Raw genomic sequence first — 12,196 nt, forward strand, 5'->3', positions numbered from 1 at the left:
CATGAAGCATTTAATCGGTTTTACATTCTTAATCTTTATCAGTTTTTCTGCTCTATCGAGCGGAAAAACTGATCCCTCTTTAGATTTATTATGCAAGAATTTCAGTCAGGCAGAAGTGAAAAGCAGTCTGTTGGACAATCAGAAATGGGTTCCATATCCTAGCTATTCAGACCGTGAAGGTTGGAAACAGCTAACGGCACCAGTTTATGCAAATATTATTGAAAAAGGTGAACAGGCATTAACATATCAATGGAAGGTCGTCAAAGCAACTGATTACTTAGCCTATGAACGAGATGGCTCAAGGGTGATTATGGAGAAACCGATGAATGAAAATGCCACAGCTTTGAGTAGTTTATTTTTTGCAGAATTGGCGGAAGGAAAAGGCAGATTTATGGATCAGATCATCAATGGTGTTTGGTATTTCACAGAGATGAGCACCTGGTCATTATCAGCTCATGTACCAGCTTATCAATCTTCAAAAAGGACATTACCCCAGTCGGGCGTTCATGTTGTGGATTTAATGGCTGGAGATATGGGATCATTTCTTTCTTGGATTCATTATTTCTTAAAAGACGAGATGAACAAAGTCAATCCTGAGATTAGCAGCAGACTAAAGAGTCATATTCATTCACGAATTATTGAGCCCTATATGCAAAGGAATGATATGTGGTGGCAGGCTTTGGAACTGAAAGACAATGCTATTGTCAACAACTGGAATCCTTGGTGTAATTTCAATGTATTGACCTCCTTATTACTGATTGAAGATAATGAGAATGCTAAAATTGAAGGCATCTACAAGACCATGAGATCGGTGGATAAATTTATCAATTATGTTAAAAAAGACGGTGCTTGTGAAGAAGGGCCATCTTATTGGGGACACGCAGCAGGTAAGTTGTATGATTACCTTGAAATCTTAGCGCTTTCCACTGGCAATAAGATTAACTTATTTGACCAGAAAGTTATCAAGGATATGGGGGAATATATTTCTCAATCCTATATTGGAGGTGATTCATGGGTGGTAAACTTTGCAGATGCATCTGCCAAAGGTGGTGGAGATCCATTATTGATCTATCGTTATGGAGAATCCGTTGACAGTAAAGAAATGAAGCAATTTGCAAAATACCTTATGGAGAAAAAGCCAAATAAGGTTTCCGTAACTCGGGATGCATTTAGAAGTCTTGAAGATTTAAGAACCTTAGAAGGAATCCATGGAGAAATTGCTCAATTGCCTAACAATCCATACAAATGGTACCCTGAGACAGAGTTTTTATATATCAGGACTCCTGATTTATTCTTTGCTGCCAAAGGAGGATTCAACAATGAAAGTCACAATCATAACGATGTTGGTACTTTCATCTTATACATGGATGAAAAACCTATATTTATTGATGCAGGGGTAGGAACCTATAACAAGAAAACATTCAGTAATGAACGTTATGATATCTGGACCATGCAGAGTGCATACCATAACTTGCCTCAGATAAATGGGTTTGACCAACCTTATGGAGCCAAGTATAAATCAAGAGATGCATCATTTGACGCTAAGAAAAATGAGTTCAAATTGGATATCGCAGGTGCATATCCTGCAGAAGCAAAGATTAAAACATGGGTCAGAAAATACAAGATTAACAATAAGGCATTAATCATTACGGATGATTTCAATATTGAGAATCCTAATAAGGAAAACATTGTACATTTCTTATTGGCATCAGAACCTAAAATTGAAAACGGTAAGATTTCATTAAACAATGGAACACATACGCTAACATTTGATGCAAAGTTATTTGAGCCATCCATTGATGTGATTGAACAGGATGATACTAGATTAAGCAATGTCTGGGGCGCAAAAATCTACAGGCTTAATCTAAAAGCAAAAGTTTTGGCTTCAAAGGGCAGTTATACATTTACGATAAACTAAAATTATGAAAAGGAGAGCGTGGATTCAAAAAGCAGGGCTATTCATTGGGGGAATGACTTTGGCAAAAACCAATGTGGAAGCTTCTGATTTAAAACCACAAGATACAGCAGTCTTGGATAAAGAGTCTTTGAACGACAGAGCTTATTGGGTGGAGGTCATCAGTAAAATGGCTTCGCCAATCTTGGAGAATATAAGTAAGGGAACTTTTCAAAAAAACATGCCCATGGTGGTTTCAGAATCCTTTGATGGAAGAAATCCTAAGGTAGGATATTTGGAGGCATTTGGACGTTTATTGGCTGGAATTGCGCCATGGCTAGCCCTTCCCTCCGATGGAAGTTCAGAAGGTAAGTTAAGGGAGAAATTCCTTAAGCAAGCTTTATTGGGTATTCAAAATGGCGTAAATCCAGATTCTCCGGATTATTTTGCTTGGCGAGATAATTCCAAACAAACCTTGGTTGATGCGGCACACCTGGCTTTAGGCTTTTTACGTGCTCCTAAAGCGTTATGGGAACCACTTCCCGAGGAAACCAAGAAGCAGGTGATAGCCGAATTTATGCATATCAGGTGGATAGTTCCAAATGAAAGCAACTGGCTTCTATTCGCTTCTATGACTGAAACATTTTTATTCAGTGTTGGGGTTGAACCTGAAAGACAGAAGATTGATCATGCCATCGAAAAATTTGATAAGGATTGGTATGTTGGGGATGGTTGGTATAGTGATGGAGCTCGATTCAGTTTTGATTATTATAATGGGTATGTGATTCATTGTATGCTGGTTGAAACATTAAAGCATAATGCGAAAGTTTCAGCTGACTATGAAGAAAAATACAAGCGCGCCTATAAGCGGATGCAAAGGTATGCCGAGCATCAGGAGAGGATGATTTCTCCGGAAGGATATTACCCAGTTATTGGTCGAAGTTCTACTTATAGAAATGGAGGTTTTCAACCCTTGGCAGCTGTTGCCCTGGACAAGAAATTACCAGAAACGTTAAAACCAGGACAGGTTCGCGCAGCCATGACAGCTATGCTCAAGAAGATTTATGTTCATGATATTTATGATAAATATGGCTGGTTGGTATTGGGATTAACTTCTGCAAAACAGGGAAACATTGCAGACTCTTACACGAATACCGGATCCCTTTATGAGGCATCATTATCCTTTATTGCATTGGGATTGCCTGAGAGCGATGAATTTTGGAGCAGTAAACCTGAACCATGGACTTCACAAAAAGCATTTTCGGGAGAGAAATTTCCTAAAGATTATTACGTAACTTATTAGAACACCTATATATGAAAATCAAGATTACATCCTTGTTTGCTGCAGCAGCATCAGTTTTATTTATTAGCATGAAACCGCAGCAACAAGATTTTATTCCGGCAATTTTTAAGAAAGCAGACAAGCAATATCAGTATCTCGCCAAAGAAGCCGATGTTTTAAATAAGTTCCCTCGAACGACCAAAGACGGCAAACTGATTGGTACAGATGAATGGGATTGGACCGGGGGATTCTTCCCGGGATCTTTATGGTATATCTATCATCAAACCGCCAATGAAGAAACTAAAGCAGAAGCAATTAAATGGACTGAAAAACTGGAAAAAGCAAAGGACTTGGACCAACACCATGATATTGGCTTTGTGATGTACTGTTCTTATGGAAATGCAATCAAATACCTGAATGATCCTGCGAAAGTAAAGGAATATAAAGACCTTATTATTCATTCATCCAATACTGCCTTGAAGCGCTATGATGCCAAGGTAGGTGTGATCAAATCATGGAACGAGAAGAAATCTTGGGACAACAAAACGGTTTGGAAATACCCTGTTATTATTGATAATATGATGAACCTGGAAATGCTTTGTTATACTTCTGACATTACTGGTGATCCAAAGTATAAGGAAGTAGCGATCAGCCATGCAGATCAAACGATGAAAAATCATTTCCGTTCTGATTATAGCACTTACCATGTGGTGGATTATGATGCCAATGGAAAAGCTATTCACCAACAAACCAATCAAGGATTTGCGGATAATTCTACTTGGTCTCGCGGACAGGCTTGGGCGATCTATGGATTTACCATGATGTACCGAGAAACCAAGAAAGCTGATTATCTAGCAACTGCTCAAAAGGCCGCGAAGTTCTACATGAACAATTCCAACTTACCGAAGGATAAAATTCCTTACTGGGATTTTAATGCCCATCAAAAAGGATATAATTCGGATGTAGACTTTACAGGTAGAAATATTTCTCCAATTCCTAGAGATGCATCTGCTGCTGCAATTGTAACTTCAGCGCTTATAGAGCTTTCTCAATTTTCGGAAGGCAAGGATAAAAAGCAGTTTTTGGACTTTGCGAAAGAAAGTTTAAAATCTTTATCAAGTCCAGCCTATTTTGCAGATTATAAAACAAATGGAGGATTCCTTTTGAAACATAGCGTAGGGAGTTTACCACATAACTCAGAAGTGGATGGGCCGCTAACATATGCTGATTATTATTACCTGGAGGCTTTAACCAGACTTAAGGAACTAAAATAAAAAGTTGATAGTACAAGTAAATAGATTTAGGGGTTATCGGTTGATAACCCCTATTTTATTATCTTCCCATCCAACCGCCATCGACGGTAAGAATGGTTCCATGTACATAATTGGAGGCTTGAGAAGCAAGGAATACAGCCGGTCCTTTAAAGTCTTCAGCTTCTCCCCATCTTCCTGCAGGAATTCTATCCAAGATAGATGCAGAACGATTAGGATCGTTCCTTAATGCTTCGGTATTATCGGTTGCAATATAACCAGGAGCAATGGCATTGACATTTACTCCTTTGCTTGCCCATTCATTAGCAAATGCTTTGGTCAATGAAGCAATTGCCCCTTTAGACGCTGCATATCCAGGTACATTTACCCCGCCCTGAAAAGATAGCAATGAAGCGGTAAAGATTATCTTTCCGGATCCTCGAGCTACCATCTCCTTCCCTATTTCTCTGGTTAAGATAAATTGAGAGTTTTGGTTGATTTCTATAATCTGATCCCAATATTCGTCGGGATGTTCAACAGCAGGTTTCCTCAAAATATTACCGGCATTATTGAACAGGATATCGATTTGAGGATGTTCGGATTTTACCTTTTCAATATAGGCATAGAGTTCTTCACGCTTAGAAAAATCACATTGGTATGGATAGAATTTTCTACCCAATCCTTGGATTGATTTTTCAACATCAGAACCTTCTGATTCCAAGCTAGCTGAAACCCCAATAATATCGGCTCCAGCCTCTGCTAAGCCTTCAGCCATAGCTTTCCCAATTCCGCGTTTACAGCCCGTCACTAAGGCCAATTTTCCTTTTAAATCAAATGAACTTAAAATTGACATCATTTTTTATTTTAATACTGTTTTCAGAGGTTTCTTTAAATTTTCTTTATAGGTTTCCACCGCCTTATTCCACTCCTTATCATCTGTTATTTTACCAGCTCTATTCCAGGCAGCTCCATTATAGTAAACAAAGTCTTTATCATTTTTAACCTGAGTGATTAATAATGCTTGTTCAGGTCTATCATTCACAAACTGTACGCCTTTTTCGGGAACAATAACAGCAACCCCAATATGACCACTTGAATTAATTTCTGGCTCCCAATAAGCCAAAGAGCTTGGTTTTTGTGAATAAGTTAACTTAGGGTTCTCCTCTTTTCTTTTTACCACTCCAATAGCGATTGGCGTAGTCGCCTCCTTTTGATTTTCAAATTGTAAAGTGACTTTATTAAAGTTACTTCCAGCATCTAAACGATATGTTTTACTGAAAGTAATATTTTGTCCTTCTACATTCTCCGGATCAAACTCCAACTGAAAAGTGGTTCTTAATGGACCATTATCCAATACCTTATATCTTCTATAATGCTTGGTAAACTGTAAGTTTCCATTGAGATAAAGTCCGATATCACCTGCACCTAGTGTTTGCCCCACAGAATAATAATCAAGGCCTTCACCGTGATCTTTATGGTAATCCTCGGTCTCATACCATTTATCAATGATTAAATGATCGGTTCTCTTAGCCCAGACATCTAAACCTTGTGCATCATCCGCCCTACCCTCTAATGCTTTTCCATACATTCTAAAAGCTAGAACATCATTTTCCCACGCGAAATCATCAAATCTTTCAGGAACATATCTGGCAAAGGTTTTCCTGGCAATAGCTGGACTCGCAGTATTAACAACCGAAAGCCTTATTTTTGATTTTGGCTCCAACTTTACTTGTAAAAGCACATTGATAGGTTGATCTGCTCCAAGCTTTTCCAATTGATGAGGAATGATATTTCCATTTTCATCTTTTACCGTGAATATGCTATCAAGGGCAAAGTGTGAAGTAAACTTATCATAAGGAATGGATACCAATTCATTTCTGCTATTTCCTGAAGCGTTCGTTACTTGGATATATTTCTGTCCATTAGCCTGAACGGCTACTGCAATTGTGAATACACTAAGCCAAATCTTTTTCATATTATTTCAATTCTGTAATTGGACATTTGTCCATATCATCATAATTCATATTTTCACCAGCCATTCCCCAGATAAAAGTATAGTTACTAGTTCCTGCACCAGCATGAATAGACCAAGGTGGAGAAATTACTGCTTGTTCATTTTGCATCCAGATATGACGGGTTTCATTTACAGGTCCCATAAAATGAGAAACTGACTGTCCTTCAGGAAGATCAAAATAAAAATAAACTTCCATACGTCTGTCATGGGTATGCGCAGGCATGGTATTCCATACGGAACCTACTTGCAATTCAGTCATGCCCATTTGCAACTGACAAGTTTGAATAACCGTATGCAATAGCATCTGATTGATAACCCTATGATTTGAAGTTTCCAAGGATCCCAATTCAATTTTATTAGCCTGTTCTTTAGTTACTTTTTTTGTTGGATATGAATGGTGAGCAGGTGTAGAATTCAGATAGAATTTTGCAGGTTTCGCTGGGTCATTACTGATGAAGTACACTTCCATAGTTCCCTTGCCAATATATAATGCTTCCTTATAATTAAGATCAATGAGTTCTCCATCGGCTTCAACCTTGCCATCTCCGCCGACATTGATAATCCCCAACTCTCTCCTGCTTAAAAAATATTCTTCTTTCAATAGAGCTTCAATTGTTTCAAGCTTTAACTTTTGGTTGACAGGCATTGCTCCACCTGCCATATAACGATCATAATGACTGTAAGTAAAGTGAATATTATCTTCTCCAAATAACTTTTCGATAAGAAAGTTCTTTCTCAAACCTTCGGTATCTAGGTTTTTTGTTTCATTAGGTCCGATAGCGTATCGATTTTCAAAGGTTAAATTCATTTTTTTATTTTTTTAGAAATCATAAGGTAACACAAGTTTGAGAAGAAAAAGTTTAATATCTGCGAAATCGATTTCGACTTTTCGACATTAATAATTCAATTATCCAAGAGTTAATTTCAAAATCTTCGAAAACGTTTAAGTAAAAATTTCTTTTATTTCCTACCAATTATTAGGATACTTATAAATAATTGTAAACCGTTAATCTCAATTTAGCACATCATTATTGGATAAGGATAAAACCTTTGGCAGTATTTTTATCGAATTGAGGCAAAACAACCAATAAACGATTTTATGACCGACCAAAAAGCTAGTAAATACAGATGGACCATTTGTGCCCTCTTATTTTTCGCCACCACCATAAATTATTTAGATAGGCAGGTGCTTTCCCTTACTTGGAAAGATTTTATTTCTCCGGAGTTCCATTGGACCAATAATGATTACGGACTAATCACTGCTTTATTCTCTATATTCTATGCGGTTGGGATGTTGTTTGCAGGTCGGTTCATTGATTGGATGGACACCAAAAAAGGATTCTTATGGGCTATTGCGGTATGGTCTGTTGGTGCTATTCTCCATGCATTTTGTGGAATCGCGACATCTGGTATTGTTGCCGGCGAATGGTTCGTAGGATTTGAAGGTGCTAAAGAAGCTATAAGAAATGTTCATGATTTTTCAAGGGTCATCAATGTCAGTGTAGTCTTATTTATTTTTGCGCGTTTTGTCTTGGCAATTGGTGAAGCTGGGAACTTCCCTGCAGCCATCAAAACAACAGCCGAATATTTCCCTAAAAAAGACCGAGCTTTTGCTACCAGTATATTTAATGCAGGATCTACCATTGGTGCCTTGATTGCACCTTTATGTATCCCTGTTATCGCAAAATACTGGGGTTGGGAAATGTCATTTATCATAATTGGGGCATTGGGATTTATATGGATGGGCTATTGGATCTTCATGTATGATAAGCCTGAGGTACACCCAAAAGTGAATGAAGCCGAATTGGAATATATTCAGCAAGACGATGTCCTTGAAGCTCAACAAAATGAATTAAACCCTCCTGTAGTACAAGGGAAAGTTAGTATCCTAAATTGTTTGAGACATAATCAAACATGGGCTTTCGCCATTGGAAAATTTATGACCGATGGGGTTTGGTGGTTTTATTTATTCTGGATGCCGGCTTATTTAAGTTCTGTTTATGGGGTAAAATCATCGGATTTGAATGGGCAATTAGCTCTGTTTGTTTTATATAGCATCACGATGTTCTCCTTGATTGGAGGTTGGTTGCCAACCTATTTTATCAACAAAGGCATGAATCCTTATGCTGGCAGAATGAGAGCCATGCTAATCTTTGCATTTTTCCCATTATTGGTTCTATTGGCACAACCATTTGGACATTATTCCTTCTGGATTCCTACTATATTGATTGGTATTGGCGCTGCAGCACATCAATCATGGTCGGCAAATATCTTTTCAACTGTTGGTGATATGTTTCCTAAGAAAGCGATTGCAACAGTGACTGGTATTGGCGGATTAGCAGGTGGATTGGGATCCTTTTTTATCAATATATATTCAGGTAAATTATTTGATTATGCAGAGACAAATTGGAGTACTGTCAATGGAGAGAATGTACTAAATAGATTTCCAGAAATTGCCAATATAGACTCTAAAAAAGCGTTCTTCGAACAGCATGGTGTTGCAAATATTGAGGAGTTTTTAAAACAACTTGCTTCAAAAGGGGATACTGTTGCAAATGGGATTGACCAAGGATATATGATCGTATTTACCTTTTGTGCACTCGCCTATTTGGTTGCTTGGATAATTATGAAGATTTTGGTTCCTAAAATGAAACCAGTTAAACTTTAGTTGAATTGCGAGGAACAATAAATGTGTCAAGGATAGTTGTGTCATAATCCATTTTGAACCTATCCTTAGACTCTATTAATTGTATTAGTTTTTCTACACCCTTTACTCCTATTTCAAAGGCAGGTTGAATAATCGTAGATAAGGAAGGGTTTAAGGACTCTGCAATTTCAGTGTTGGCAAAACCAATTACAGAAACTTGCTCAGGCACTTTTATTCCTAAATTAGAAAGAATCCCCAAGGTTGAAACTGTCAGGGTATCAGTGGTCCCCAAGATTCCCATTGGCTCGGAAGTTTTACTCAATTTATCCTTCAAGATATGTGTGAGGTTCTCGATTAAATCTTCTCTGGATTGGCCATAGTCTACCTGGATAATATTGTCTTTATTTTCAGGGATAAAATTGGCCATCAGCGCCTTATTGTAACCTGAAATCCTCTTTTGGTTGATACCAATGTTCATTCCACATAAAACCAGAATATTTTTTCGACCAGACTTTATCAAATGTTGGGTAGCATCAAAAGCTCCTTTTTCACTATTAACCCCAATTTTAAAAGTTGGGAGATCAAAATCAATACGATCTACCAGTACAAGCGGGCAAATTTGATGGAACTGTTTTAAATATTTCAGGTTACTATTAGCAGATGGGGTGATGATAACACCATCCACATTCTGCTGTTGTAGGGTTTTTAGGGATTCCTGTTCTAGTTTAGCATTTTCATGGCTTTGCATAAATACTAACTTATAATTTCTTTCATAAGCTGCTTTATGGGCACCCTCCAAAAGCTGGGATTGAAATGGATTTCCTAAATATGGAATAATTACTGCAATGGAATTACTACGCCCAGTTTTTAGGCTTTTAGCTAATATATTCGGCCTATAATTATATTTCTGAGCCATTTTCCTCACTCGAAGCTTAGTCTCATCACTAATTTCAAAGCTATTATTCAAGGCCTTCGATACAGTAGATACCGATAACCCCAATTTTGAAGCTAATTCTTTTAATGTAATGTTGCTCATGATGAATGGAAATAATGATGCTGTGGTTCAAAAAAGTAACCCTACTAAAATAGCATTAATTTAATAATAAAGGATTTTAAGACTAATAATTGTAGGATTAGGCCAATAATCTGACTTAATTATTGGATTTGGATAACTGCAAACGATTCTTTGAAGACCAAAAATATAATGGTTTTCTAGTATTGTATTGAAAAACAACCTCTCCTAACTTTATCCTATCAACATTAAATCAATTTGAAGGAATAAATTTTAGTAACAACATTTCAATTTTTAAAAACACTTATCTATGAAAAGAATATCATTAAATGGGAATATATTCCTGGCAATTTTGAGCATCTTACTATTGGTTTCATGTAGTAAGGATGAAGGTGAAAAGCATGGAACTCTTGTCTATGAGGAGAATTTCAATGACGATAGCAAATGGTTTGTCGGTACAGACAACCTATTAAGGAGTGAAATAAATAATGGTAAGTATATCCTTAATTATAGCATCAATGGGACCTTTGTAAATGGCTTTAATTGTCCCGTAAATATATTTGGACAAGGAAAAAAACAAATTCTTGAAATTAGTTTTAAACAAACAGGGGGAAAAGGTGATGCAGGAATTATTTTTGACCGCAGGGATTCTGATAATAAATCTTGGATAGTTATTGAACAATCTGGACATTTTACCATCTTCAATCATGAAGATGGAGAATTGGAAATAATTCAAAACTGGAAGGAAAACTCAGCCATCCAGCCCATCGATAAAACTAATATCCTACGATTAGAAAATGAAAATGGAAACATTGAATTCTTTATAAATAATACAAACATATATTCTTGGAAGAATAGTGGGATTACCACCTTGGACAGAATTGGTCTAGGGGCTGCCAATTATGACAGCAACAATAGCCAAACTACTGTTATTGAATATGACTATGTAAAGGCTTGGTCACAGGAGTAGCAGCTGTTAAATGCTGAATTTCTAACATAAACTGCTTTGGAGTGTCCCCAAAATAAGATTTAAAAACCTTAATAAAATGTGGGACACTACTATATCCTAGAATGCAGGCGATCTCATTGACATTATGTTGTTCATACAGCAGATCTTTCGCTTTTTGCATCCGCATTTGGATTACCATTCCATAAATCGTAGTGCCATATTGTAATTGAAAATCCTGTTTTAATTTGCGTTCATTAAGCATAAATATCTTAGCCAATTCGGAGCTGCTAGGTGGGTTTTCAAGATGTAGAAAAAGATAAGATTTCACCTTTTCTAAGCTTACACTTTCTATAGAAGCCTTTTCAGGTATGGAAGTCCCGTAATTAGTATTTTGGAATAGAACAAATAACAGTTCCTTAAGCTTGATTCTGAGAAAATGATACCGATGCTGAACCAGATTCTCATTGCCAATAATCTCCTTTAAAACTCTGAAAATATTGACATCCATATAACGCGTTTCATTGGGTCGATTTTCAGGAATCCCCTTCAAAATATATTGATGAAAACTGTCCGATGAAATCCATTCTTCATCCTTCACCAAGTCTAAATAAAAAGAATGAGTCATTTTAATGATTACATAATGAATCGAGTCATTTGGGTCAATATTTATGATCCCACCAGCACCATTGTTATCTAAGAAATTTCTCTGCAACATTCCGATCTGATGGTCATAACTTTCATCGCCTGCCCCATTCCTTACTCGTGAATGCCCTTTCAAATAAAAGAAAAACCTTACATGCGGTTTTTCAGTCATCCAAGTATTGGTTAATTCTTTTGTAGTATCCATTTGGACTTCTGCAATATGAAGTCCTTGCGCATATTGCGTTTTACAACTAACTGATACCCCATTTCCGTTATATAAAAACTCTTTATCGTTAACTATTTTATCATCTTTCGATGTATTATCCTCCACTGTTTGATCGTAAATCACCCTATTTATTTCGGGAATTTCTGACCTAACCCACATACCTTTTTTCATTACTTTTTGTCCCAGATTTCGCTAAATACTTCTGTTTGTAACTATAACTTTGCAAAGTTATTTATAATTATTCTAAATAGCAATAAGGGCATTCTTTAATAATGACATC

At 36.8% G+C, this 12,196-nt stretch carries 10 protein-coding genes; 5 read left to right on the top strand and 5 right to left on the bottom strand.

The genetic code is table 11. From position 1 onward, the window contains the following. The first annotated feature begins 1 nt into the window (after position 1). Genes ACF3OC_RS17255 through ACF3OC_RS17265 form a run of 3 tightly spaced genes read left to right on the top strand, consistent with a single transcriptional unit; the run spans position 2 to position 4,450 of the window. Complete coding sequence (locus ACF3OC_RS17255) at positions 2 to 1,918, top strand: heparinase II/III family protein (RefSeq protein ID WP_392470146.1); 1,917 nt, start codon at positions 2 to 4, stop codon at positions 1,916 to 1,918. 4 nt (positions 1,919 to 1,922) lie between these two features. Continuing rightward, entirely contained in the window at positions 1,923 to 3,197 is a 1,275-nt protein-coding gene (locus ACF3OC_RS17260) for a DUF2264 domain-containing protein (RefSeq protein WP_094280640.1), read from the top strand. A gap of 11 nt (positions 3,198 to 3,208) precedes the next feature. Next, positions 3,209 to 4,450, top strand: coding sequence for a glycoside hydrolase family 88 protein (locus tag ACF3OC_RS17265; RefSeq protein WP_182499103.1), 1,242 nt, complete (start codon positions 3,209 to 3,211; stop codon positions 4,448 to 4,450). 58 nt (positions 4,451 to 4,508) lie between these two features. On the opposite strand, the gene ACF3OC_RS17270 is transcribed toward ACF3OC_RS17265, so the two are convergent. From ACF3OC_RS17270 to kduI, 3 genes are read right to left on the bottom strand one after another with little or no spacing between them, the layout of a single operon-like run. Then, on the bottom strand, positions 4,509 to 5,273 hold the full coding sequence (locus ACF3OC_RS17270; protein ID WP_182499227.1) for an SDR family oxidoreductase: 765 nt from the start codon (positions 5,271 to 5,273) through the stop codon (positions 4,509 to 4,511). A gap of 12 nt (positions 5,274 to 5,285) precedes the next feature. Beyond that, positions 5,286 to 6,401, bottom strand: coding sequence for a DUF4861 family protein (locus ACF3OC_RS17275; RefSeq protein WP_182499104.1), 1,116 nt, complete (start codon positions 6,399 to 6,401; stop codon positions 5,286 to 5,288). A 1-nt stretch (position 6,402) separates the two neighbouring features. Further along, a complete protein-coding gene (gene kduI / locus ACF3OC_RS17280) occupies positions 6,403 to 7,248 on the bottom strand; it encodes a 5-dehydro-4-deoxy-D-glucuronate isomerase (RefSeq protein ID WP_094280642.1) in 846 nt (281 codons plus the stop codon). Positions 7,249 to 7,539: 291 nt separating this feature from the next. On the opposite strand from kduI, the gene ACF3OC_RS17285 reads away from it, so the two are divergent. Continuing rightward, positions 7,540 to 9,108, top strand: coding sequence for an MFS transporter (locus tag ACF3OC_RS17285; protein WP_182499105.1), 1,569 nt, complete (start codon positions 7,540 to 7,542; stop codon positions 9,106 to 9,108). On the opposite strand, the gene ACF3OC_RS17290 is transcribed toward ACF3OC_RS17285, so the two are convergent. Further along, positions 9,098 to 10,123, bottom strand: coding sequence for a LacI family DNA-binding transcriptional regulator (locus ACF3OC_RS17290; protein ID WP_182499106.1), 1,026 nt, complete (start codon positions 10,121 to 10,123; stop codon positions 9,098 to 9,100). The genes ACF3OC_RS17285 and ACF3OC_RS17290 overlap by 11 nt on opposite strands. A 286-nt stretch (positions 10,124 to 10,409) precedes the next feature. Between ACF3OC_RS17290 and ACF3OC_RS17295 the strand changes: the two genes are divergently transcribed. After that, positions 10,410 to 11,069 carry a hypothetical protein gene (locus ACF3OC_RS17295; RefSeq protein ID WP_277711495.1) on the top strand — a complete coding sequence of 220 codons (660 nt, stop codon included), beginning with the start codon at positions 10,410 to 10,412 and terminating at the stop codon, positions 11,067 to 11,069. Here ACF3OC_RS17295 and ACF3OC_RS17300 read toward each other — a convergent pair. Then, the gene (locus ACF3OC_RS17300; RefSeq protein ID WP_277711496.1) at positions 11,029 to 12,087 is read right to left on the bottom strand and encodes a helix-turn-helix transcriptional regulator; all 1,059 of its coding nucleotides are present in this window, start codon (positions 12,085 to 12,087) and stop codon (positions 11,029 to 11,031) included. The two genes, ACF3OC_RS17295 and ACF3OC_RS17300, sit on opposite strands and share 41 nt — an antisense overlap. Positions 12,088 to 12,196: the final 109 nt, after the last annotated feature.

The organism is Sphingobacterium cellulitidis, from assembly GCF_043187465.1.
In the GTDB taxonomy this organism is placed as follows: Bacteria; Bacteroidota; Bacteroidia; order Sphingobacteriales; family Sphingobacteriaceae; genus Sphingobacterium; species Sphingobacterium cellulitidis.

Coding starts and splice junctions, on each gene's coding strand:
- ACF3OC_RS17260 (WP_094280640.1), top strand. CDS start 1,923: ATGAAAAGGAGAGCGTGGATTCAAAAAGCAGGGCTATTCATTGGGGGA.
- ACF3OC_RS17275 (WP_182499104.1), bottom strand. CDS start 6,401: ATGAAAAAGATTTGGCTTAGTGTATTCACAATTGCAGTAGCCGTTCAG.
- ACF3OC_RS17290 (WP_182499106.1), bottom strand. CDS start 10,123: ATGAGCAACATTACATTAAAAGAATTAGCTTCAAAATTGGGGTTATCG.
- kduI (WP_094280642.1), bottom strand. CDS start 7,248: ATGAATTTAACCTTTGAAAATCGATACGCTATCGGACCTAATGAAACA.
- ACF3OC_RS17295 (WP_277711495.1), top strand. CDS start 10,410: ATGAAAAGAATATCATTAAATGGGAATATATTCCTGGCAATTTTGAGC.
- ACF3OC_RS17265 (WP_182499103.1), top strand. CDS start 3,209: ATGAAAATCAAGATTACATCCTTGTTTGCTGCAGCAGCATCAGTTTTA.
- ACF3OC_RS17255 (WP_392470146.1), top strand. CDS start 2: ATGAAGCATTTAATCGGTTTTACATTCTTAATCTTTATCAGTTTTTCT.
- ACF3OC_RS17300 (WP_277711496.1), bottom strand. CDS start 12,087: ATGAAAAAAGGTATGTGGGTTAGGTCAGAAATTCCCGAAATAAATAGG.
- ACF3OC_RS17285 (WP_182499105.1), top strand. CDS start 7,540: ATGACCGACCAAAAAGCTAGTAAATACAGATGGACCATTTGTGCCCTC.